11 protein-coding genes and 1 pseudogene are annotated in these 25,416 nt (G+C 42.7%); 5 read left to right on the forward strand and 7 right to left on the reverse strand.

Going from position 1 to position 25,416, the window contains the following annotated elements; genetic code table 11:
- Positions 1-335 precede the first annotated feature (335 nt).
- Positions 336-8,741 (forward strand): PAS domain S-box protein, encoded by an 8,406-nt coding sequence (locus tag RMZ41_RS10855; RefSeq protein WP_322641255.1) that lies wholly within the window; start codon positions 336-338, stop codon positions 8,739-8,741.
- 171 nt (positions 8,742-8,912) lie between these two features.
- Entirely contained in the window at positions 8,913-10,052 is a 1,140-nt protein-coding gene (locus tag RMZ41_RS10860) for a hybrid sensor histidine kinase/response regulator (RefSeq protein ID WP_322641256.1), read from the forward strand.
- Between the two features lie 115 nt (positions 10,053-10,167).
- On the opposite strand, the gene RMZ41_RS10865 is transcribed toward RMZ41_RS10860, so the two are convergent.
- The 5 genes from RMZ41_RS10865 to dnaN all read right to left on the reverse strand — a co-directional run bounded on the left by RMZ41_RS10865 (position 10,168) and on the right by dnaN (position 20,318).
- A complete protein-coding gene (locus RMZ41_RS10865) occupies positions 10,168-10,389 on the reverse strand; it encodes a hypothetical protein (RefSeq protein WP_322641257.1) in 222 nt (73 codons plus the stop codon).
- A 400-nt stretch (positions 10,390-10,789) separates the two neighbouring features.
- On the reverse strand, positions 10,790-13,681 hold the full coding sequence (locus RMZ41_RS10870; protein ID WP_409875113.1) for a DUF4347 domain-containing protein: 2,892 nt from the start codon (positions 13,679-13,681) through the stop codon (positions 10,790-10,792).
- Between the two features lie 1,064 nt (positions 13,682-14,745).
- The gene (locus RMZ41_RS10875; protein WP_322641259.1) at positions 14,746-16,761 is read right to left on the reverse strand and encodes a hypothetical protein; all 2,016 of its coding nucleotides are present in this window, start codon (positions 16,759-16,761) and stop codon (positions 14,746-14,748) included.
- A 111-nt stretch (positions 16,762-16,872) separates the two neighbouring features.
- Positions 16,873-18,186: a hypothetical protein gene (locus RMZ41_RS10880; protein ID WP_322641260.1), complete on the reverse strand. Its 1,314-nt coding sequence runs from the start codon at positions 18,184-18,186 to the stop codon at positions 16,873-16,875.
- Positions 18,187-19,154: 968 nt separating this feature from the next.
- Positions 19,155-20,318: a DNA polymerase III subunit beta gene (dnaN, locus tag RMZ41_RS10885; protein WP_322641261.1), complete on the reverse strand. Its 1,164-nt coding sequence runs from the start codon at positions 20,316-20,318 to the stop codon at positions 19,155-19,157.
- A 500-nt stretch (positions 20,319-20,818) separates the two neighbouring features.
- Here dnaN and RMZ41_RS10890 point away from each other — a divergent pair, with 500 nt between their 5' ends.
- Complete coding sequence (locus RMZ41_RS10890) at positions 20,819-21,259, forward strand: hypothetical protein (RefSeq protein WP_322641262.1); 441 nt, start codon at positions 20,819-20,821, stop codon at positions 21,257-21,259.
- Between the two features lie 322 nt (positions 21,260-21,581).
- Here the strand turns inward: RMZ41_RS10890 and dnaA are convergent, their stop codons facing one another.
- A complete protein-coding gene (gene dnaA, locus RMZ41_RS10895) occupies positions 21,582-22,964 on the reverse strand; it encodes a chromosomal replication initiator protein DnaA (RefSeq protein WP_322641263.1) in 1,383 nt (460 codons plus the stop codon).
- A 165-nt stretch (positions 22,965-23,129) separates the two neighbouring features.
- Between dnaA and RMZ41_RS10900 the strand changes: the two genes are divergently transcribed.
- Positions 23,130-24,377 carry an HhoA/HhoB/HtrA family serine endopeptidase gene (locus RMZ41_RS10900; RefSeq protein WP_322641264.1) on the forward strand — a complete coding sequence of 416 codons (1,248 nt, stop codon included), beginning with the start codon at positions 23,130-23,132 and terminating at the stop codon, positions 24,375-24,377.
- Positions 24,378-24,493: 116 nt separating this feature from the next.
- A complete protein-coding gene (gene def, locus RMZ41_RS10905) occupies positions 24,494-25,024 on the forward strand; it encodes a peptide deformylase (RefSeq protein WP_322641265.1) in 531 nt (176 codons plus the stop codon).
- Positions 25,025-25,097: 73 nt separating this feature from the next.
- On the opposite strand, the pseudogene RMZ41_RS10910 reads toward def, so the two are convergent.
- Positions 25,098-25,416 (reverse strand): annotated as a pseudogene (locus RMZ41_RS10910) (IS4 family transposase); the annotation flags it as partial.

Consider the following 25,416-nt stretch of genomic DNA (forward strand, 5'->3'; position numbering starts at 1 on the left):
AAAGCAACCTGATAAATAAATTATTCTATACTGAAAACAGCTTGTAGCTTGACTTTTAAACCCAGTAAAAAATTAACAAGCAAAGTTTTCTTTGCCTAAGCAAACGTCAAGCAATTAGGTGTTTTCAGTATAAGTCAAGTCGCTTCGCTCCAATTAAAAATTAAAAATTATTAATTAAAAATTGTAATCAGTGGGGGCTTGAACACAAAATAGCGGTTTTTTTGCACTTTTCTACTTAGGCTAGACTGAATTGTTAGAGCAATCTCTGGGTGGTGTTCTGGTTTTACCCTGAATAACCCGATGTTTCTGATCCCACTATTGCGGCTGGAAAGGTTATGTTCTTGCCCCACTCATTTCTGCTAAAGCTTCCCCTAGAAAACACGATCGCACCGCCGCCCATCACAGTTACGCCAGATGTGCTGGTGACAGAGGCGATCGCACTTTTGAATTCCAATTGCAACTTTGATCCCGGTATGGGCGCTAACGACTGCATAGGCTGTTTAGCTGTAGTCAGTGAAAACCAACTGGTGGGACTGTTCAGCGAACGAGTGGTGACACGTTTGGTTGCCAGTGGGCGATCGCTTGCTGGAGTCACTTTAGCAGAGGTGATTGAACCACCAGCGATCGCCTTACGGCAATCTGAGTTAACGAATCCTGATGTTGCCCTGAGCCTTTTACAAAAACACCAGATTCAGCACTTGCCGATATTAGACGACAATGGGCAGTTACTAGGGCTGCTGACCTACGAAAGTTTATGCCGTTTGCTGCAACCTGTAGAACCCGATCGGCCAGATGAGGCATCAATCGCCGCTTTGAAACTTCAGACAGAGCGATCGCAGCTTTTAATGGCAGTCTCAACGCGGATTCGGGCTTCGCTGAGTTTGGCGGAAATACTCAATGCCACGGTGTCTGAAGTGCGGCAGTTTTTGGGCTGCGATCGCGTGTCGATCTATCACTTTTTAGAAAATGGGCAGTTCCAGGTAGTAGCAGAGTCCCTCGCCGCCGGTCAACGCTCCTTTGTCAGTGAAGAGATTTACGATCCTTGCTTTGCTCCAGATTGGGCAGATCGATATGGCCAAGGACGAGTGCGAGTAGTTGCTGATATCTATACGGCAGGGATGACCCCCTGCCATGTTGAGTTATTAGAGCGCTTGCAGATTAGAGCCAAAGTTCTCGTGCCGGCGATCGTTAACAACCAATTTTGGGGACTGGTTAGCGCTAGTGAATCGGCTGTGCCGCGTGATTGGCAACCGGCTGAGGTCACATTTTTAGAACAACTTGCCATTCAGGTGGCGATCGCCATTCAACACAGCGAAACGGCGACCCGATTCCAGCAACAAGGGCAAGAGCTTATCGCATTGCTAGATCGTTCCCCTGACGTGATTTTTCGGCTCGATCGAGACTTACACTACCTCTATCTCAACGCAGCAGTAGAGGTCGAGTTGGGCTACACGCCGGAAGCGCTGATTGGTCAACCACTGCTCGCTGCCACCCTTGCCCCAGAACATCTTGCTGAGTGGCAAACTCTCACTCAACAAGTAGCAGCAACCAGGCAAGAACAAACGATTGAATATCAACTTCGCCTTCAGTCGCGCTCCATCTGGTTTCAAACCCGTGTCGTTCCAGAATATAACATGGATGGAACCGTCACGTCCTTTTTGTGCGTGGCACGCAATATCACCCAAAAGAAGCAAGCTGAAGCTAGACAAGCCGCCTATATCAACGTCTTGCTAGAGTGGCAAAACCGCCATCATGCTGCCCAGCTAGCCACTAAACAAGTGCTGTATGAATGGGATACATCCTCCAATCGCATGATGTGGGGCATCAATGCCGATCAGGTGTTTGGCTATAGCGCCTCTGAAATGCCCCAGACATCAGCCGATTGGTTTGCTAACATTCATCCAGAGGATGAGAAACGGGTGCAAACGGCCGCCGCAGAGTATTTTGAACGTCAGGGACATCTCTACTTGCAATATCGGTGGCAACATCAGTCTGGGCATTACATCTGGATTGAAACTCAGGCACAGTTTTTTGCAGATGCTAACGGCAACTTAACTCAGATTATCGGGTATGTCACTGATATTAACGAGAGGAAAAGGTTAGAAGCCGAACGCACGCAGCTAGAAACTGCCCTCAGAGAAAGCGAAGCCCAACTCCGACAAATTTTTGACAACAGTCAAGATGTGTTTTTTCTCAAATCCCTCGATAGTAAGCAGATGATTTATACCAGCCCAGCCTGGGAATATCTTTACCAAACGCCGTTGCAGCAAACCTATGACAATCCTCAAGCTTGGCTCGATTTTATTCATCCAGACGATCGCGATGCCGTAGTCACGTTTAACCAGCAAGCTTGTCAAGGGAAAGAGGTTTGCTCCTTTGCCTATCGGATTATCCGTCCCGATAACTCCATTCGCTGGCTCTGGAACCGCAGCTTTCCGATTCGCAACGAAGCCGGAGAGATTTACCGTCTTGCTGGGGCCAACATCGATATTACTGAGCAAAAAAAACTGGAACTGGAATTAAGCGTAGTCAAAGAACGCTATCAACTCGCCATTCGGGGTATCGGCGAAGGAGTTTGGGATTGGGATATTGTCAGCGATCGCGTCATTGCCAGCGATCGTTATTGGGAAATTTTAGGCTACTCACCCCCAGCCAAAAACGCCTGCAAGTTTGCCTATGAGATGCTTAGAGAAGAGATCCATCCCGACGATTGCGATCTGATGCAATTAGCCTTAAAAGGCCACCTAGAAGACCATTTGCCCTATGAAGTAGAATTTCGCAGACGTAAGCAATCAGGTGAGTATATTTGGTGTCGTTCTCGTGGAGAGGCAATCCGGGATCAAACTGGCAAGCCGATTCGCATGGTGGGAGCGATCGCAGATATCACAGAACGCAAAGTAATGGCAACTGCTCTACAAGCTAGTGAAGAAACCTTGCGCCTGGTTGTCAATACAGTTCCGGGAGTGGTTTATACCTATTGCCGTTCTGTGGATGGAACGAAAAGTTTTCGATTTATTAGCCAAGGCATTATCAAGCTTTGCGATCGCACCCCAGAGGAAATCCTCAACGACTCCCAAGTGCTTTGGCATCTGATCGTTCCAGAGGATGCAGAGAGGGTGCGGGATTTGATTGACCAATCTGCTGCAATGCTCACTCCTTGGACGGCGGAGTTTCGCCTGATAACTGCTAGCGGGGTTTTAAAATGGGTTTCCGGTGATTCCATCCCCTCCCGACAAGTAGATGGTAGCATTGTTTGGCACGGCATTCTAATTGATATTAGCGATCGCAAGCACGCCGAAGCCAAACTGCGTCAACAGGAAGAATTTCTCCGTAGCATCTACACAGGAGCAGAACTGGCGATTTTTGTGATTGAGGTGAGCATAGATCAAGAATTTCGCTTCCTGGAATTCAACCCTGTGGCTGAACGATACGGCTCAGTTACCTGCGAAGAAATTCAGGGTAAAACGCCAGAGGAAGTATTTGGTGAGGCGGTCGGTTCAGCAATCCGGCAAAAGTATGACCTATGTCTAAAATCGGGTCAGAAGATCAGCTATGAAGAATATCTTCCTTTTCCAGAGGGTTCAATTTGGGCGCTCACCAACCTATTTCCAATCCGGAGCGAAGCGGGAAATATCCATCGCATCATTGGTACAGCTATTAATATCAACGATCGCAAACAGGCTGAAGCCGCTCTGCGAGCGAGTGAACAAACCTTAAGTCAGGTCATGAATAGCGTGCCTGGAGCGGTTTTTAAATATCGGCGGTCGGCGGATGCGGCAGATGGTTTTGTATTTATCAGCCAAGGCATTGTCGATCTGTATGAGCATACACCGGAGGAAATCCTCAACAATGGATCACTCGCCTGGGATATCGCCCTACCCGAAGATATGGAGCAGATGAGTGCTTCGAGCGACCGATCGGCAGCAACCCTCGAGCCGTGGGAAATGGAGTTTCGCATCCGAACTGCCAGCGGTGTCTTGAAGTGGATTTTAGGACATTCTATCCCCTCCCAAGAAGAGGATGGCAGTATTGTCTGGTGTGGCATTCTCACCGATATTAGCGATCGCAAACAAGCCGAGCTAGAACGCGAGCGCAGCGAAGCTCTGCTTCAGGCATTGATCGCCGCATCTCCAATTGGGCTAGCCCTGTTCGATCGGGAACTGCGCTACCTCTATGGCAACGAGGCATTAGCCAAAATCAATGGCCTGCCGTTAAGTGAGCATTTGGGACGCACCTTATGGGAAGTTTTGCCGGAAATGGCATCTCAGTTTGCTCCCATGCTGCTCCAGATTATAGAAACCCAAGTACCAATTATAAATATGGAGTTTAGCGGTGAGGTCAGTCCCGGTGTATTTCGCAGCGCCATCTCCAATCAGTATCCCGTTTGTTTACCCAATGGGGAAGTAATCGGCGTTGGCGTATCCGTGATGGACATCACCGAACTTGTCCAGGCACAACAACAACTGAGGGAAAGTGAAGCCCGGTTCCATACCCTGGCAGACAACATTTCTCAGTTTGCCTGGATAACTGACGAACATGGCTCGATTGAATGGTATAATCAGCGCTGGTTTGACTACACAGGCACCACACTGGCAGAAATGCAGGGCTGGGGATGGCAGCACGTACATCACCCCGATCATATCGAGCGGGTAGCGAAGAAAATTAGCCACTGCTTTGAAACAGGCGAAATCTGGGAAGATACCTTTCCCTTGCGTGGCCGAGACGGGCAGTACCGCTGGTTTCTCTCTCGTGCTATTCCCATCCGAGATGAACAGGGTAGGGTATTGCGGTGGTTTGGCACCAATACAGACATCAGTGAACAAAAACAAACCGAAGTTGCTCTGCAAACAAGCGAGCAAATACTGCGTCAACTTACTAATATGGTGCCTGGAGCCGTCTATAAATATCAGCGCTTGCCGGATGGGTCAAAGAGCTTGATCTTTATGAGCGAAGGTATTGTCGATTTGTATGAATATACGCCAGAGGAACTCCTCAAGGATATACAAATCGTGTGGGATATTATTTCGCCAGAAGATATAGAACAAATCGACGCTTCCATTGAGCGATCGGCTGCAACGCTCGAAGCATGGGAGATGGAGTTTCGCATCAGAACTCCTAGCGGCATCTTGAAGTGGATTTCAGGACATTCTATTCCCTCTCAGGAAGAAGATGGCAGTATTATTTGGTTTGGCATCCTCACAGATATTAGCGATCGCAAACAAGCCCAGCTAGCGCTTCAAGCAAGTGAACAGCGTTATCTAAACTTGGCTGAACTATCACCAGTTGGCATTTTCCACACCGATCCGAGCGGAGACTATAAATACGTTAATTCCCACTGGTGTCAACTAGCAGGGCTGTCCTTCAAAGAGGCAATGGACATAGGGTGGAAACGAGCATTGCACCCCGAAGACCGCGATTGGGTCTTGCTCAATTGGCAGAGAGCCACCCAATCGCAGACTCCCTTTTTAATGGAGTATCGCTTTCAGAGACCAGATGGAAAGGTGCATTGGCTGATCTGTCTGGCGATCGTTGAAACTGATACCTCTGGCAATGTAATTGGCTATATAGGAACTATCACTGACATCACTGAGCGCAAATACTCTGAACAAGCTCTGCAAGAAAGCGAACAACGCTACCGCAGCCTGGCAGAAGCAATGCCCCAGATGGTCTGGTTAGCAGATGAAACAGGTGCCGTTAACTACTTTAACCAACGCTGGTATGACTACACGGGGCAAAGTCAAGCTGAGGCAATGGGATTGGGCAAAGCAGCAGCGATTCATCCCGATGAGCGCGATCGCACCCTCCAGGAATGGGGAGAAGCGATCGCAACGGGCAAGTTATTTGAGATCGAATATCGTGTCCGTCATTATCAGGGACTATACAGCTGGTTTCTGGCGCGGGGGGTGCCAATCCAAAACCTAGCAGGAGAAATTACAGGTTGGGTCGGCACAATTACCGATATCGATGACTTTAAACGCGCAGAACTGGCACGGAAACAAAGCGAAGCCCGTTTCCGTGCTGTGTTTGAGCAGGCAGCAGTGGGAATTGTGGAAATGGATGTGGACGGTCGATTTTTGCAGGTTAATCGCCGTATTTGTGACCAATTCGGCTATACGGTAGCAGAATTGCTGGAGCTAAACTTCCAGAGCCTCATACCCAGATCAGATGTTTTAAAGTTCTATTTAAACTACTGGGAACAGCTTTTCGCCAAAAAGATTAATTCCTTTTCGCTGGAAAAATGTCTGCTTCACAAAAACGGAGAGTTACGCTGGTACAACATTACAGTGGCTTCAGTTTGTGATGCAGATAGAACTGTAAATTATTGCATTGGTGTAATTCAAGATATTCAGGATCGCAAACACGCACAGCTGGAACTACAAAAGCTTAACCAGGAGCTAGAAGCCAGAATTGCTCGACGCACAGCAGCATTGAGTGAGAGTGAGGTGCGCTATCGGTCTTTGTTTGAACAGGCAGCTGTCGGCATTAGCCAATGTCACCCATCAGGACGTTATATCCAAGTCAATCAACGCTTTTGTGAACTGACTGGCTATACTCAATCTGAGCTACTGGATATGTCTTGGCAAGACTTGATCCATCTAGAAGATTTAGAATTAATCCAAGGTGAGTTGGCTCATTTACATTACGGTGAGTTGGGATCAATAACCCTTGAAATCCGCTATATCCGCAAAGATCGTCGGCTACAATGGGTTAGTCTTACAGTATCGATGCTGTATAATGCTGCGGGTACATTCATTGGTGACTTAGCGGTGGTGGAAGACATTAGCGATCGCAAGCATATTGAGCAACAACTCCAAAACAGCGAAAAGCGCCTTAAAGAAATCATTTCTAAGACAGTTGATGGCATCCTGATTCTAAATTCCCAAGGACAGATTCTTTTCAGCAATCCGGCTGCCGATCGAATTTTCAATTGCCAAAAGGCAGACTACCAGGGTGCAGATTTAGGAATTTTCATCACGCTCCAAAAGACGTTTGAAATGGAGATTCCACATCCCACTGGCAGAGTGACTACAGTTGAAGTGCGCGTTGAGGAAATTACCTGGCAGGCTCATAAAGCTTTTCTAGCTGCGATCCGAGATATTAGCCACCGCAAGCAAACTGAGATCGATCTGCAAGCAAGCGAGCTTTCCTATCGCACCCTGGCTGAAAACCTACCGGGAATTGTCTACAAGCTGTATCCCGATCGACATAATACATTTGTCTTTTTTAACGATCGCTTAACGACGTTATTTCAGCTTGACCCGATAGATATCGTCAATCTAGGCACTCTCTGCCCAGTCAACTCGCTGATTGTGCCAGAAGACCGCGATCGCGTTATCGAAGTAATTCAAGCCGCGATCGTCAATCAACAGCCCTTTCAGGTCGAATATTGCATTCAGATCCCTGCAACCCAAGAAAAACGATATTTGCTTGAGCAAGGTAGCACCGTAACCGACAACATTGGGCAAGCGTTGCATATTGTTGGGATTATTTTTGATGTTACAGAAATCAAACAGACTGAGGAAAAACTTCGGAAGATTAATGAACGACTGACTATTGCCAATGCAGAACTCGCACGAGCGACCCGCCTTAAAGACGAATTTCTAGCAAACATGAGCCACGAACTTCGTACCCCTCTGAACTCCATCCTGGGACTGTCTGAAGTCTTGCAAGAAAGAACCTATGGCAATTTAACCGAGCAACAACACCACGCCTTAACCACAATTCAAACCAATGGTCAGCATTTATTAGAGCTAATTAATGACATTCTCGATCTGGCCAAAATAGAATCCGGCAAGTTAGATTTACAAATGAAACCCGTTTCCGTTCAGCAACTTTGTCGAAGCACAATTCTTTTTATCCAACAGCAAGCCTTCAAAAAGCAAATTAGTTTTACCCTTGAACTGTCTCCCGATCTGGCTTACATCGAGTTAGACGAACGACTCATCCGGCAGGTATTGATCAACCTACTCACCAATGCCGTCAAGTTTACACCCAACGGTGGTGCTGTCATATTAAAAGTGGAAGGCAATACAGCAGAACAAACATTGAGCTTCAGCGCGATCGATACTGGCATTGGGATTGCTCCAGAAAACATTGACAAGCTGTTTCAGCCTTTTGTTCAAATCGATAGCAATTTGTCTCGGCGTTATGCTGGTACGGGGTTAGGTTTAGCCTTAGTCCGACGCATTATCGAGCTACACAAAGGCTCCGTGACGGTTCGTAGCACTGTCGGTCAGGGCAGCGAATTTACAGTGGTGCTTCCCTGGAAACACGTCAACCCGCCCAACTCAGACAAGCCTCTCGATCGCACCACTGCTGTTGCCCAAATTGCTTCAGAATTCTTACCTGTAGAAACAATGAATATAGCAGAGAAACCTGTCGTTCTACTGGTAGACGATAACCTGGATAACATTGAGACGCTAAAAGCCTATTTAGAATTGAAAGGGTTTAATATTGTAGTTGCCCACAATGGTTTGCAAGCGATTAATCTCACCCAGACGCAGTCCTTCAACTTGATTTTGATGGATATTCAAATGCCAGAGATGAATGGGCTAGAAGCGATTCGCCAAATTCGATTGCAGGAGCAAGACAAGCACATTCCCATCCTGGCAGTAACGGCTTTAGCTATGTCGAGGGATAAAGAACAGTGTTTAGCTGCTGGAGCGAATGATTATTTGACCAAACCCATCAGTCCCATCCATCTCGTCAATGTGATGAAGAAATATCTCCAGTTGTCATAACTGAATATGGGTGTGTTTGACGGTTGTTCGGAGATAAGTGGATACTGTTGGAAAAAGTGTTACAAATGGATAAACAAAAGTGTTACAACTAGAAGCCGCAACTATAGATAAAGGTGTAAACTTACGTAATACTTAGAAATACAAGTATGTATTACATTCGCCAACAGTATCATGAGTGAATTTGAAATAGTCAATCAAGAACTGACGATTCTGTTAGTGGATGACGAACCCGATAACTTTGAAGTCATCAGCGGCATTCTGTACAATTCTGGCTATCGTTTGGGATATGCATCCAGTGGTGTTAGTGCCTTAGAACGACTACAAAAGAGTCAGCCTGATGTGATTTTGCTTGATGTGATGATGCCAGAGTTAGATGGCATTGAGGTGTGCTGTCGCATTAAGGCTAATCCAAATTGGAAGCATATTCCGATCGTTATGGTCACTGCATTGAATGCGAAAGAAGATTTAGCTCGTTGCCTTGAAGCTGGAGCCGATGATTTTCTGAGTAAGCCTGTAAGTGCAGTAGAGTTACGCGCCAGAATTGGCTCGATGCTCCGCATTAAGCAACAGTATGATGCCCTCAAAGCCTCTCTGCAACTGCGATCGGACATGGCAAATATGATTGTGCATGATTTGCGTAATCCTCTGACCACCATTCTTCTGTCCTGTGAAATGCTGGATCGAGCAAAGTTGCCCGATCAATATCAAACTCGGATCAATCGCATAAAAATAGCGGAACAACAGTTGCGATCGCTAACCGAAAGCCTACTACTAATGGCAAAACTAGAGTCAGGAAAAATGATCCTGAATCTTGAGGAAATTGACCTGAGTCGCCTTGTTAATACTTGTATCAGCGATATGCAGGCGATCGCAGGGCAGAAAATGATTCAGATGATTCCCGACCTCCCAGAACTCGAAAGACCCATTTGGGCCGATAAGCTTGTGATGCGTCGAGTTTTAGACAATTTATTGTTAAATGCGATTAAATTTTCTCCGTCAAAAAGTCAAGTCACGGTGCAAATCAATTATTTAGACGACCTGATAACCCAGATTCGAGTGATTGATATGGGTGTTGGAATCGCTGACGAGCTGAAGCAACGAGTCTTTGAAAAGTATGAAACTGGTACTCTGATGGAAGACATTCAGCAAGTTGGCTTAGGGTTAGCATTTTGTCAGATGGCGATCGAAGTTCATGGCGGCAGGATCTCAGTGGAAGATAATCAGCCCCAAGGGTCAGTCATCTTAATAGAAATCAGCAGCCTCCCTCCGGGAGCAAAACACCCTTACTTCAAGGGGCGACAAGCTCCCTAAAGTTCTTATTGTCAGATCCGCAGGGATTCAAAAGTTATGAAGAAATCCGAACATGGTTGAAAGCGGTAGAGGGAGTAGAAGCGTCATATAAAGTAGTACATGATACAGTGCTTTATCAAATGAAAGCGAAGTTAAAAGTACCACGAGCAGTAGGGGTAAAACATAGCCAAGAAGCAGAATCAGAACTATCTCTTTGAGTGGCTGCTCGAATTAAAATTTCAAAGATATTGTGTTGTTCACACTTACCTTGAGTCGGAATTGGAATATGTTCTGTTAAACAGTTAACTACTTCATTTAAGGTTTTACTATCAGTTAAAACTGGCTCTTTTAAACTCATAGCCAAACTAAATAATCCTCAATTTTGCTTCTTTATCTCCATACTTTACAAAAATTGCGTAACACAACACCAGAACTGTGTTTTGATGGGCACGTTATCCTTAACTTTTTCGGTGATTAATTAGTTTTACTTATTTAAAGTTTGTCAAGAAGTATTCAAAAAATTGTATCTTAAAATACGGTTTTTTGAGCAACAGTCGGTTTTATAGGTCTTGCTCTGTCCGCGATCGCAGAACTTTTAGGTCTACTGACATAATTCTGCATTATTTTGTAACCAAAACTTACTGTTTCCTTTCATACGCAAATAAGGTTTCCTGAAAAAGAGGAGTTATGAAAAGCACCTCATCCCGCAAGTAAGATGAGGTGCTTCGATTTTAATAAGTGACTATTTTGGTTTAATATTACACAGCATTGATGCTCAAATTAACTTTCACAATCATATCGTTGAAATCTCTGTCACCACCCTTTGCTAAATCTTCAAAGCCAAAAGTATTGTTTTCTAACAGACGAATATGATCTGTTTTGTCTGAGTTAGCACCCATAAATGCGAAGTAAACTGCTGGATTGTTATCAGCATTGCCATCAAGAATGGCATCGGGTCTACCATTAACAATAAGAAACGGTGCATACAGAGAATCAGGCGCGATATTCCCAGAGTAACTTGCTGTACCTTGGTTATTCCCTGTCAAATCTATACCTGCAATACGTCCACGAATAGCAGCTTCAGCATAACCAGCTTGCCCTGTGAGAATATCTGCTATACCATCGCCGTTAGTGTCGATACCACCATTTTCATCAGCCACTTGATAGAAACCGATAACATTGTCGTATGCAGCGTCTTTATTGACAACAAAATCAGCTTTTACCTGTTGTGTCACACCACGTAAATCAAGGAGTTCTCCTTGTTCCTTTCCTTGTAAACCTGCACCCATTGGCAAATCTTTATCTGTCGCCTGAATTGTTACCATCAAATCCTGGAATCCAGCATTGTTGCTAGCTTTCCAACACAAGGAGAAGTTATTATTATCCAAGCTTGTGATTTTGACATTTGTCGGATCGGAAATCAGTACATCTGTAACAGCAGCTTGTCCAGCCAAGATACTATCAGTAGTACTATTGCGTACCAAATAAAATTTTAGCTGTTCACCAGAGGTAAATTCCGCAAAACTAGCTAAATTAGGATTAAATCCAGTCGGATAATTTGTCAGTGAGGAGAGAATCACCTTGGATCGTTTCAAAGCTGCTTCAGTGTAACCAGCATCGCTAGGGGCAATACCTTGAATCTTCCCTTGTTCATCATCTACAGCAAATACTCCCAGTTCATAAATTTCATTAGAACTCTGTCCTGTGAGCTTGACTGATAGTGTTGCTTTTTCACTGTTACCTTTACCTTGGATAGTAAAGATATCGTTATTAGCATTCTTCGTCAGAGTTGGTATATCGTTGACACCACGATCGTTCAGATTATTAACTGCGATCGCCAACTCTTTCTCATAGATTGCTCCACTTGCATCAGTTGTCTGAACCCGGATGTTGTAACTAGATTTGGTTTCAAAATCGGGAGAACTGTTGATTTTTAACTTATCGCCAACAATTGTAAATGCAGAATTGTCGGTATCACCAGTTCCAGCGACTAAACTGTAGGTAAATGTATCGGTTGCATCTGGGTCTGTGGTGATAAATGTGCCAACTTCTGTTCCCGCAGGTACATTCTCGTCAACAGCTAGTTTACTGACTGTCAAACCTGTGGGAACTTCGTCAACCAAATAACGCACTACAGCAAAATCAGTACCATCAGTTCCGGCGATAATAATTTTGCCATCGGGCTGTTGAACAAGTCCATAGGCAATATCGAGAGTGAGTAAGCCTAAATCAGTACTGACCTTACCATCATTGTCGAAAGTAGTGTCGATTGAACCATCACTGTTGTAACGCACTAGAGCAAAGTCACTATTGCTCACTCCTGCAACAAGAATCTTGCCATCTGCTTGTACAGCTAGGCTGTAGGCAATTTCGTTGGGGAGGAGGCCGAAATCAGTAGTAACTTTACCATCGCTGCTGAAGGTGGTATCGAGTGAGCCATCACTGTTGTAACGTGCAAGAGCAAAGTCACCATTACTCTGTCCCGCCACGAGAATCTTGCCATCTGCTTGTACAGCAAGGCTATAGATACTATCGATAGTAAGTAAGCCAAAATCAGTACTGACCTTACCATCACTGCTGAAGGTGGTATCGAGTGAGCCATTGCTGTTGTAGCGCACTAAGGCAAAGTCACCATTACTCACTCCGGCAACGACAATCTTGCCATCTGCTTGTACGGCAGTGCTGTAGGCAACATCAACGGCAAGTAAGCCTAAATCAGTAGTAACCTTGCCATCACCGCTGAAGGTAGTATCAAGTGAGCCATCGCTGTTGTAACGTGCTAGGGCAAAGTCAGTGCCATCAGTTCCGGCGACGAGAATTTTGCCATCGGGTTGCACAGCAAGGCTATAACCGATGTCAGTGGTAAGTAAGCCGAAACCAGTAGTGACTTTGCCATCACTGCTGAAGGTAGTGTCGAGCGAGCCATCAGTGTTGTAACGCACCAAGGCAAAATCGGCGTTGCTGTCTCCTGCAACGATGATTTTTCCGTCACTTTGTAAGGCAACACTGCGGCCGATATCAATAGCGATGAAGCCTAAATCAGTAAAGACTTTGCCATCACCACTAAAGGTGGGGTCAGGAAGTACTATAGATAGTACGGAAGTATAAGCTGCCATCACTTCAGGCTGGAACGCTAGAAAAGGAACAATTACCCCCGTATTGACTTCTAGTTTCCAGTCACCACCTAATGCATCACTCCCCGTTAAATTATTGGACGCTACTACCACTGCACCTGTCAGCTTGCTCAGATGGCGGACAAATGCCATGCCTTGCTGTGTTTGAGCTACTTCACAACCGTAGAGTAGGATTTGTGCATCTGCACTCAACGCACTTGCCCAACCCATCAGTTGCGCTGTATAGCGGTTGAGTGTTTCATTGCTGAGTTGACTGTTGCCTAAATAGACTCGTCCTGGTGCGCCGTGAGAAACAATATGTAAACTATTAATTCCCCGATGGGATGCTAGCACTTGATCAATTTGCTCAATGCCATCGCGATCATTATCTATAACTACAACGGAAGTATTTGGTAAAATACCTGCTATTAAGGTTTGATAATTCTCTACCTGTGAGTCGATGAAGACTAGGCGATTAGCTGAAATTTTCTCATCAAGGTTTTTAGTAGCGATCATGGTAGGTATTTTGTCCAACATAAATTTATGACTTATAAAAGTTGATTTTTATTCTCAAAAAGTTTTTTAGCTTTACTTTTGAATAACTTAAAAGCCTTATTTATCAAAGCTTAAAGCCTCTTTTTTCAGTCCAGTTTAACCGTTTTGAGTATAATTTAATGCGTGTTTAATGGTTTTCCAGAAATGGCTGATGCACGAGATGAATTGAGTGTGAGTGCAATGCTTTCAACCTTTTTGTTTTTCAGTCACGCTCGTTTCTCTAATTTAATGACACCAAGTAACTTTGTAATTCGTAGCTCTACGCGTTTAATGAACTCGCTCATCCTGAATTCAGTAATCCTTTTAGCAATCAATGACCTTAAAAAAGGTGTCATCTGTAGCTCTACGCTTTTACTGAACTTACCCGTCTCGATCTCAGTAATTTTTCTAGGGTGCTATTAGTAGTCTCAGTAGAAATCGCAAGAGTGGGTGAAAAGATGAGCAATTACAGACGTTTTCTGATGGTTAAGCCACAGTAATTGATACTGAGTGTCTGGTATGCTTCAAGGGGTGACAGTCACCTCTAAACCCTGCCAGCTAAAGGTTTGGGAGGCGCAGACCCCTTGAATTTGGTTGCTTATTGAGAATGAACTGTATGGGGTAGCAGACCCATCTGTGGAGAGCGATTTCGTGGTAAAAAAGAACGGTTTCGTAATTTCAGTAGACCGAAAACTTTAGCGATCGCTGTAGGAAGAGTAGCTAACTAAATGTTTTTTGATGAAAATTAGTGATTTTAAATCTCAGTGTCAAAGGGCTGAGTTAACCTTATAACATAAGTAAAGCTAATAAATTAGCCAAGTGTAGGAGCAAATGCCGCATCAGAATATAGTTATGCGATTCTTATAGAGAATTTTGTCAAAGAGTTACGTGAGAATCAAGCTAGAGAAGTAAGGGACTTCCAAAGAATAAATTATTCCAATAAAAACAAAAAAGACTAAGAAAATTAGGCAAGCCAAAATAGGAAATATGACTCGCTTTGCCATACGTAGCATCCAGACAAGGCTAATTATCATTATTCTCTAAAGGATAGTTTTTTCAGTAAGTTGCTAAGGTTGCATATCGCGCTCTACTAAGTCGCACCAACGCCGCAATAACTGCCGTTTACCAAATGACAAATCACGGGTAATAGACATATACATAGTGCTTTCCCACATAGTATTGTGAATTACCCCGTTTTCCTTGTTATCGTCACCAAGTGTTGCCCTGATTTGCATAGTTGCACCTTCAATTCTCTGACGATTGTTCATAGGAATTACCTGTGACATGACAGGGTAGATCAAGTTATAAACCTTGAAAATATGGTTATACATAAAATCCCATGTCAGTTGGCGATCGGGTGTTTTAGCTAACTCATCATCAAAGGGCATAACTCTAACTGTGACGTAGTTGGAGAATGTAGTATCCAGTGTTTCAGGAATACATGGTGGCGATTCATCTTTACCAAACGGAATGAGAGCAATATTGCAACAACCCTCTTGGATTGGGTTTACTGGTAATGTAACTATTCCTTGTGCATCGGCTGTAACTACAGTTCCCGTATTGATGTTGACAAATGGAGATTGTGTGGAAGCACTTAACCGCTCTTGGGTACTGATGGGCGTTATTCCAGATCGGGAAGCCATTAACTTATTTACACTAGCCGCATTTTCCTGTTTTTCCTCTGAGCAGATAATGTATTTAAGAGAACTAGGAATTAAAAGTGGAGTGCTACCATTAGCATTACCATTATCGTACTGAGCCAACAGTAATTTTGTCCCAGCAGGGGCAAATTTACCTTTATACATAACTTGGATGACGCATTGTTTATTGGTGTCGCTCTGTTCAAGGTAAAATGCCCGATTATCGCTAAGTGCTGTGTAAACAGATTCTTCAAGTGCTGTCACGGGTTTACCAGTTGTATTCACGCGAAAGGCTAACTGGCCTTGTTCTACCAATTGTACTTGGCTGTCATTCAGTGGAATATCAATAATGCCTGCTTGAGATTCATAAGCTTGTTGATTGTATTGCGAGTAATTAAGGCTAGTAATTTCGGTAAACTCGCCTTTGTTATCTTCCACACCCACACTGACTGAACCAAAATCAGCTTTTTGGCCAGAACTATTCCATTCCGGGAAGGTGCTAATTAGATCAATGCTCAAGGTTTTTCTTGACTGATTGATTTCTGCAACTACAGGCCCTAATGGTATGGCTTTACTGCCGCTTACACAAATCACTGGATTTTTGGACTTTAAATAACGACCAGCAGGAGCAGTTGCAAGTTCGCCCTTTTTCCACACACCAATTGAACCGACTATCAAACTGTAAGCTGGATTATAAAATACCTCTCCTTTTAGATATAATTCACTCAATTCATCACGGGTGCGAGGCTGTTGTGGAATTTTATTGCGAATTCCATTTTGATAGTATAGGGTTCGATAAGCACAGAGTCGAATCATCAATCCTTGAGCATCATTTTGCTGCATTGCTTGCTGTAACGCTTGCAAAATTTGCGAATCTTTTTGACCGTTAAATTGAAGTTGATCGTAGGGAATAGAAGTTTGAAAAACTGCGCTGGCAATACCAGCAATGATCAAATCTCCAGATGTGTTGTAATTGCGATGAAAATCAATCCAATAGGAACACATTTGGCGCTCTCGTTGACCAGTAATGCCTATGTCATTATTCCCAATAACTAGTTGATTAAAAAATATTTGCGATGTCCAGCTAGCGTAGGGGTCAACATCAACTAAGCGTCCGTCTGTGGGATGGTTGTTAAAGATATTTCCGATAATTTGAACTGGTCTACCGACCAAATTATCTTCATAATTTGCAGCACTGCCATCGGGTAAAGTACCACCAACTATTTTGGTCTTACCAGCAACAAATTTTGAGCTATGATCGCCATAAAAATTCCAACTGTTGCCAATGGTGATGACCTTTTTGGTGAATTCATTTTCATTAGCACCATCTGTATTTGCCGTATTGTTACCTTGGTTATATAGATCAGAGAAGTTGTTAGGGGTGCTAGGATTCCAAGATATTTCTCCTGTGAAATACAAGCGGGGAAGAGAAAGTACACTCATAATTCAATTCCTTTTATTTGAGTGAGTTTGAAATGTTACTTAACAAGATTGATAATTAACAGAGAGACTTGAAGATTTTTGTTAATACTTCATGGTTGAGGTGCGATGATCTTATGGTGAAGTGGCGGTGCGATCGCGTTTTGCCAGACGTAATGACCAAACATAATCTAGTGGAACGAAATTAGTTTGTATTTGCGTTTCTAGCTCTGGGGTAAGTTTTCCGGTGTAGTAAGTTAAATTCCCATCTCTGTTGTCTACAAAGGATAAGTAAAACGGCCCTGTTGGTAGCTTAGAAACTGCTGCGATCGCATGACAAGTTATACAAGAAGATTTCTTCTGGAAATGGGTTTCAATTTGGGAGTTCGCTAAGAGTTCTGGATCGGTAAAGTTTATTTGAGTACCAACTAATTCGTAATTGGCATATTTTGTTCCTTGAAGTAACTTTTGATACTTCATATTCGTTTGTTGTGCCTGATTTGGAATGAGGTTTTCAATTGTTGCTGGTGTATATTCAGCGTTGTAGATATTCTCAAAGGTAGCCCATACCCAATCAGGTAAAACTTTGCTAGTTATGTGCATTCCAGTCATTGCAGCTTGCCCAACTTCGTAACCTAATGGTTTGCCGCTATTGTCTGTTTTTTGATAATAGGCATTGGCTGTGACGTAACGATTAGCTATCTCTGCACTTTTAGGATTAGCATTCAGCCACAACCAGGAAGTTTTTATTTCCATTGCATCCCAATTAAATTGAATACAATTTCGGGATGCTGGATTGCAATTTTTCGCAGATAGTTCTTGACCATTTTTATTGTAAAGACTTCGATTAAAAATGTAGTTGAACGTACTTTGATTCATCCCTAATTCATAGCGAATTGGTTCACCCTGATTATCTTCACTACTTTTGAAGACTAAACCAGAAACTTGCTGAATTAAACCTAGATTATGGAAGGGCTGATCGAGACGTAATCCCATGTCTTGAGCTTTTGCTAGTACCTCTGCTGGCACTTGGCGAACAGTTCCCCAAGGTTGGGGTTTTTTACCATTATCTAAATATACTTCTGAGCTTTCTTTCCAAGCCTCCCAAACTACAGGAGTACCATTTCCAATACATTCTGAGGTGTTAGGTGTAGAGGAATTTTTACCTTGGGAAGGCCAATTCAATAATGTGAATGCGTCCCAAGCAAAGGTTTCAGGAGAGTATTGAGCCATATATTTACTATGGTCGTAGTCTTGAAACCTTGTAATGTAGTCTTTAATAGGTATAGAACATTTAATATTTTGCCTTTGTAAAATGTTATTTGGTGACAACTCTGTGCTTTTATCCTGCACTAAACCATAAGCAGGGTCAGCCAAGAAAAGAGGGAAACACATGAGAATCACTGATAGACATTGCCAAATTAACTTTTGCAGTCGGGCTTGATTCATAATACAAATTCTCCAAATTATCATCGAATAAGTTCGTGACTTTAGAGGTTGTTTTAAAAGTGGTTCTAATTTTCGGCACTTTATTAATTTCCCCTTTTAAGCAGGATAATTTAGGCGGATATAGAACGTTTTGTTACCCACAACGGGACTTTTAAAACATCCTCTAAATAACTATTCTTCCTAATCTTTAGCTAGAGCGCAAATGAGCAAAAATTTTATCTATTTAGCGTCAAATGTATAAAGCCAAAATCAAGACCTTTTACTTATTGGTTTTGTTGTCTGAATGTTATTAGCATTTTATTGAAATGTTAGTTGCAGAATACTACATGCTATAGATAGAAGTATTTAAAGTTACACAATTATTTACAACATTAAGGCTATTAACTACTTCTTAACCTAAGTTTTGAGTAAGAAACCCACCCTGCAAAAGTGTCACTTTGGCGGGGTGGAGATTAAGAGGAGCTATTGCACTAGGTGGATTTCACGACTTGAAGTAGCTGGCGTGCGGGGTGTCAGGGACTTTTGCAAGAGGTTTAAGAAGAAGTAATTTTATTGGCTTGTTAGTGGTAATTAGCACTACGCACTGAGTAATAATTAATGTAAAGAAATAATGCTTTCTTACTTTAATCGCTCCGTTTGGCTCTCTTGATTACGTTGTAATACCATTTCACGAAATACCTGATACAAATAATTTATCTCTAATTCTTTCCCCCCTGCTTCCTATTTGTATCAACCTTAAAGGGAAATGGTATAAGAAGTTGGAGTGGAGGTAATATGGTTTGGTTAATGTTTTTTGATGGAAATTCTAGATTGTAAAGAGGCGATAAATCATCACAAAGAAGCGATAAATCGCCGTCTATACAAACAGACGCTTTAACCGAACACTTGCTCGAAGCAAAGCCATGCCGTTGGCGCAGCCCTTCTAAAGAACTTTAAGCATTGCTAAATTCTGAATTCTGACTTCTCTTTTAACTTCTAAGTTGCACAGGCATAGCTAGATAAGTCATTTTCAAACCACCCAATGGTGTAAAAATAACTGGAGTTAGGCTTTGATTTAAATGCATTTGAATTTCGGAAGATGGTAACTCTTTCAAGCCTTCCATCAAATATTTAATATTAAAAGCAATTTCTATATTTTCACCAGAAATCTGTGCCGGCATTGACTCTCTACCACTGCCTACATCTTGAGCTTCACAAGATAAGGTAATTTCTTGAGCTTCGCTATCAATACTAAGTTTTACAATATTATTCTTCTGATCCGCTAGCACCGCAATTCGTTCTAAAGTACTTACGAATTGTCGCCGTTCAATTGTCACTTGTCGTTCAAATTGCCGGGGAATTAATTGTCGATAAGCAGGATATTGCCCTTCTAATGTGCGACTAGTCAGGCGTTGATTTTGCCATGCAAATACAACTTGACCTTGATCAAAATATAAAGCTACAGGTTCATCTGATGTGGCGCTATGAGCTAGCATTCGTTGGAGTTCGCGTAATGCTCTCGCTGGTACTGTCACTTCTAGTTGACTAGTTCCCTCCAGAGGACGCTCGTTGCTAGTTTCTACAACTGCTAGGCGATGTCCATCGGTAGCTGCAAATTCTAGAGTATCTTGTTTAACTGTTAAATGGACTCCTGTCAGTACTTGCTTGGTTTCATCACCACTAGTAGCAAATAATGAACCCCGTAATCCTTCAATTAATGCGGCGGTGGTGAGATGGATTACTTCGGTATTTTCAATTACAGGTAGTTCGGGAAATTCTTCCGGCCCCATTGCTCGGACTTGATAATGTCCACTTTTGGGTGTAAGTGTGACTATTATACCTTCACCACTGGATGTTGCACCTGTAAGGGCTGATTCATCATCAAGAGTGATTTCGCCTTCTGGAAGACGAGAGGTGATATCTACAAGTAACTTAGCAGGAAGTGCGATCGCACCACTTTGCCATACCTCTGCGTTAAAGCTGGTGCGGATTCCCAAGCTGAGATCGAAGGCTGTTAAACTGACTTGGTTAGTTTCAGCATCCGCTTGTAACAGCACATTGGCAAGTACTGGATGAGTTGGTCGTGAAGGTACTGCACGACTAACGAGTGAGAGGTTGGTACTGAGGTCGCTTTGGGAGCAAACTAATTTCATAAGTCAGATTCAGCTGGTGAAAGATATGGTAACATCCTTCCTTATTGTTTATAGGCGATCGCTGACGAAGTTGCTTAAGGACAGCTTCAAAGGGCGATTTTATCTGAAAGAATAGACAAAGGCGATGTCTACGACAGGCTACGCCTACGCTCTTACGCTTCAAACTTGTAAAAACTCAAACCATTGCAGCTAATGTTGCGCGATCTATAAGAAACGCTTAAGTCTTTCTTGCAAACATATAAGCATTTGCTGCAAAGCATTCATACTTTGCAACAATTAATCCATCATGTATAAGAAACGCTTAAATCATTGCAACAATTGTCGCAATAAACTTATGAGCTTATTTATTACTTAAATTAAAAAATAAATCAACTATAGGTTTACAAGTGCAATTTCTACGATGGGCTATGCCTAAGCAACTGATTTTGTTATATTTTCTGATGACAATTAAAGATTTTTTTGTATAAAACAGTACTATGTTTTACTGAGAAAGATGAATTATGGCACGTCCTAAAAGAAACTCTAGCGTTTTAGAAAAAGCCGATCGCCGCATTGAAAGTTTACAATCTATCAGCGTAGAACTAGACTTTGGCGAAGGACTAAGTATACAAACTTACAATGCCACAATTAACGATCTACGGTCTAAGCTTGCTGCCTACAACACTGCTTTATCTTCCATTGATAAACTCACAGATGATGTGAAGAAGGCAGAACAAATTGTAATAACAATGTCAGAAAAAATGTTACTGGGAGTTGGCAGCCGTTACGGTAAAACCAGCCAAGAATACGAGATGGCGGGTGGTGCGCGAAGAGGTAATACTAAGAAAAAGCGAGGCACAGCAGACCAGGGCAAACTCACCAATCCTTTAGTAGTCGATTCTGTTAAGCTTTCTTCTGTAAATGGATCTATGAATGGGGCATCGGCTGCCAATATAAGTTAGCTAAAATCCAATAGGAAAACAATACCTACCAAACGGGAGATTCACAACATCGTCACTCTCCCGTTCAAGGAGTTATCGTGTTTCTGTTTGATATTAGGCAAGACTATCTGTGGAAAACTTGTGGAAAAACTTAATTACTTTTCCACAAGGTAATTATACTTAATTAAGTTTTGCTAGTAAAATATCAAGTTTTCCACAGTTTTTTCCACAATATAAGTTAAATTTAATCAATTTTTATTTGTTACTTAATATTTTTGTCTAATTATTCAGCTTTCAAAGCTAGCGATCGCACTGCTGGTTGTGGAAAACTTAAAATGCATCTTCAGGATGGTTTTTGAGAACGGCTAGTCATATTGATGCGATCGCTCAGTTGGCGGATTGTTTGTGCTAAAGTGCGATCGCTCTGGTGGAGTTGAGTAATTTTATCGCAACTATAGATTACCGTTGTATGGTCTTTACCACCAAACTCCTCCCCAATTCTCGGCAAACTCAGAGATGTGTGTTGCCGCATGAGATACATCCCTATTTGACGCGCCCAGCTAATCTCTCTCCGCCGGGAGTTACCTTTGAGGTCGTCTATTGAAACATCAAAATTATCCCCTACAACCTTTAAAATAGCTTCTGGGGTAGCTGCCATTTTTTCGTTAGGCGGTTCTAAAACTGGTGTGATGTTTTCCACCGTCATCGGTAAACCCCAAATAGAAATATAAGCCACCGCCCGAATTAAAGCTCCTTCTAATTCTCGAATATTAGAAGTATAGTTAGAAGCAATATATTCAATCACATCGCGGGGAAGACGAATATTTTCATCCTCGGCTTTTTTCTGCAAAATCGCCATCCTTGTTTCTAAATCTGGCTTTTGAATATCTGCGATTAACCCCATAGAAAAGCGAGAACAAAGACGTTCTTGTAAACTCGGAATCTGGTTAGGAGGGCGATCGGAAGCAATGACAACTTGTTTACCAGCTTCGTGTAAAGTATTAAAAGTGTAAAAAAATTCTTCTTGAGTATATTCTTTACCTTCAAGAAACTGAATATCATCAACTAATAGAACATCAGCCGCTCGGTAACGATCTCGAAAACTTTGCATACTATCCTTACGAATCGCTGTAATTAAATCATTAGTAAACTGCTCAGTAGAAACATAAAATATTTTACAATCAGGTGAAATTTTCCAGCGATAATGACCAATAGCTTGCATCAGATGAGTTTTACCTAAACCTACGCCACCGCATAAGAATAAAGGATTAAACTCCTTACCTGGAGATTCTGCAACTGCCAAAGAAGCAGCGTGAGCCATCCGATTGTTAGCACCAACTACAAATCGGGAAAAGACATATTTAGAGTTTAATTCAGTAGTTTTATGATTGTGATCGGAAGCAGCTTCAGAAATATTGCTAGGATTTGGTGATTCCCAAGAAACCTCTTGTTCACTAAAATGAGAAATTTCATCACCTTGAGCAACAGTAATGTAAATTCCTACAGGATGACCGAGAATATCTTGTACTACATGAGCAATAGTATTGATGTAATACTTCTGTAACCAATTACGAGCAAATGGGTTAGGAGTGCGGATAACCAAACAATTATTTTCTAATCGCTCCGCACTAGCAGTTTTAATCCAAGTTTCAAAGGTAGGCCGGGATAGCTCAAGCTGTAGGCGCTCTAGTACCTGACTCCACAGACTTTCTATGGGAATTTCCATTATCCACCACCCTTGCTGCTAATCGTCACAATAGAAGAGAAAGCATCAATTTAGCATCCAGACACGCTAGACCTAGAATAAGCTTTTAAGTTGTAATCATTTCGGGACATACCCGGTAGGCAAGATTCTAACATTCACTGACTGACAAGGGAGAAGCAACGACACATGAAGACAACAAACCATGATTTAGCGCCCAACAATCTTGATAGCAGGGGTTTTCCTAAGAGATTGTGGATACTCTTATATGGGGTGACAGTGGTGTTCCTGGGAAGCTGCTCTCTTGTACCTGCTAAGACTTTTGAGACTCGACAAGGTGAGACTCAAACTCAAACTCAACAGACAACAGAATCCAATCCAGTAAATGTCCCCCCACCAATTATTTCATCGTCTGGAGATCCTAATTTTGTGGTAAAAGTAGTACAAAATGTGGGGCCTGCGGTAGTTCGCATTGATTCTTCCCGAACCATCACTTCTCGCGTACCAGACGAATTTAACGATCCATTTTTCCGGCGGTTTTTTGGAGAGGGTGCGCCACAGGCTACACAAAGGGTAGAGCGGGGTAGCGGCTCTGGATTTATTATTAATTCTTCAGGGCAGATTTTGACCAATTCTCATGTGGTAGATGGTGCTGATAGAGTGACTGTCATACTCAAAGATGGCCGGACTTTTGACGGTAAAGTACTAGGTGAAGATCCAGTAACGGATGTTGCTGTGATCAAAATTGATGCTAATAATCTGCCAACCTTATCTGTAGGTAACTCTGATGCTTTACAACCAGGAGAAGCAGTAATAGCTATTGGCAACCCTTTAGGCTTGAATAACACCGTCACTTCTGGGATTATTAGTGCCACAGGTCGTTCTGGTAGAGATATCGGTGCTAGTGACAAGCGGGTTGATTACATCCAAACCGATGCTGCGATTAACCCTGGTAATTCTGGTGGGCCATTGCTTAATGCTCGTGGACAGGTAATAGCGATGAACACGGCTATTATCCGAGGCGCTCAAGGCTTGGGATTTGCTATCCCGATTAATACTGCACAAAAAATTGCCCAGGAATTAATTGCTACGGGTAAAGTCGATCATCCTTATTTGGGTGTGCAGATGGTAACACTGACACCAGAAATTAAAGAAAAAATAAAAAATGGAGCAGGCGATCGCTTAAATCTTACAACAGATGACGGCGTTTTGCTAGTTGAGATTGTGCCGCGATCGCCTGCTTCTGTGGCTGGGCTACGAGTCGGTGATGTGATTAAAAGCATTAATAACCAGCCTGTTACTAAAATTGATCAAGTACAAAAGCTAGTAGAAAATAGCAAAATCGGTACTACCTTACCAATAGAAGTGGAACGCAATGGGCAAATCGTTCAAGTAGGAGTCCGACCGGCTCCTTTACCTGCCAGACGTGAAGGATAATTTTTGTCATTTGTCATTTGCCATTTGAAAAATAATTGGCATACTTACTTTCTATTCCCAATGCCCAATCCCCAATTTCCAATTCCCAATTCCCAATTCCCAAAAGGAGTTTTATCATGACTGAATTAGCGCCAATCATTCAATTAGGCAATCCAACATTGCGCCAAAAAGCTGCTTGGGTTGAGAATATTCAAGATGAGGATATTCAAAAATTAATTAAAGACTTAATCGCCACCGTTGCTAAGGCTAGCGGTGTGGGAATTGCTGCACCTCAAGTAGCACAATCCTATCGTTTATTTATTGTGGCTTCTCGTCCCAATGCCAGGTATCCCAACGCGCCAGAAATGGAACCTACTGCTATGATTAATCCCCAAATCATTGCTCATTCAACTGAAGTTGTCAAAGATTGGGAAGGTTGTTTAAGTGTTCCAGGAATTAGGGGGTTAGTTCCTCGATATAAATCTATTGAAGTGGAATACACTGACTGTCAAGGCAATTTACAAAAGCAAGAATTAACCGATTTTATCGCTAGGATTTTTCAACACGAATACGATCATCTCGACGGCATCGTATTTGTTGATCGCCTAGAAAACACTCTCGATATGATTACTGAGCATGAATACCAACAACGAGTAGTTAACAAATAGACCTCTTGCATAAATCAAAAATAAAGAACCCCACCCCGCATTTGCTTACGCAAACGCTCCCCTCCCCGCAGGTCTACGGTGTACACACAAGTAGTCCTAGAGCGAGTTTCCAGCCAAAAAAGGTAGATTCAAACTGGTACAATCCGCGAATCAAAGTAGTAATTCCCGGAGGTTTCTGAGACTTATAACCAGACCAACCGCCAAGTCGAGCAATAATCCAAGTCGCCCAAGCAAGGGAGGAAGGAGGATAGGGATTTTGTTGGAGTCGAGTTTTTCCCTCTAACGTAGGTACCAGAGTAGACAAGCATTGCAGTTGCTCGTCGGTAAAAGTAACAGTTGCAGGCAAGTCAGGATTATCCCGTCCCTGAATCAGTTGTAAAATTCGCACTGCA

It is taken from the genome of Nostoc sp. DedVER02, from assembly GCF_034530675.2.
Taxonomy (GTDB): domain Bacteria; phylum Cyanobacteriota; class Cyanobacteriia; order Cyanobacteriales; family Nostocaceae; genus Nostoc.

Excerpts from the sequence above, each read along its gene's own strand:
- RMZ41_RS10855 (WP_322641255.1), top strand. The coding sequence starts at position 336 with ATGTTCTTGCCCCACTCATTTCTGCTAAAGCTTCCCCTAGAAAACACG.
- RMZ41_RS10860 (WP_322641256.1), top strand. The coding sequence starts at position 8,913 with ATGAGTGAATTTGAAATAGTCAATCAAGAACTGACGATTCTGTTAGTG.
- RMZ41_RS10865 (WP_322641257.1), bottom strand. The coding sequence starts at position 10,389 with ATGAGTTTAAAAGAGCCAGTTTTAACTGATAGTAAAACCTTAAATGAA.
- RMZ41_RS10870 (WP_409875113.1), bottom strand. The coding sequence starts at position 13,681 with ATGTTGGACAAAATACCTACCATGATCGCTACTAAAAACCTTGATGAG.
- RMZ41_RS10875 (WP_322641259.1), bottom strand. The coding sequence starts at position 16,761 with ATGAGTGTACTTTCTCTTCCCCGCTTGTATTTCACAGGAGAAATATCT.
- RMZ41_RS10880 (WP_322641260.1), bottom strand. The coding sequence starts at position 18,186 with ATGAATCAAGCCCGACTGCAAAAGTTAATTTGGCAATGTCTATCAGTG.
- dnaN (WP_322641261.1), bottom strand. The coding sequence starts at position 20,318 with ATGAAATTAGTTTGCTCCCAAAGCGACCTCAGTACCAACCTCTCACTC.
- RMZ41_RS10890 (WP_322641262.1), top strand. The coding sequence starts at position 20,819 with ATGGCACGTCCTAAAAGAAACTCTAGCGTTTTAGAAAAAGCCGATCGC.
- dnaA (WP_322641263.1), bottom strand. The coding sequence starts at position 22,964 with ATGGAAATTCCCATAGAAAGTCTGTGGAGTCAGGTACTAGAGCGCCTA.
- RMZ41_RS10900 (WP_322641264.1), top strand. The coding sequence starts at position 23,130 with ATGAAGACAACAAACCATGATTTAGCGCCCAACAATCTTGATAGCAGG.
- def (WP_322641265.1), top strand. The coding sequence starts at position 24,494 with ATGACTGAATTAGCGCCAATCATTCAATTAGGCAATCCAACATTGCGC.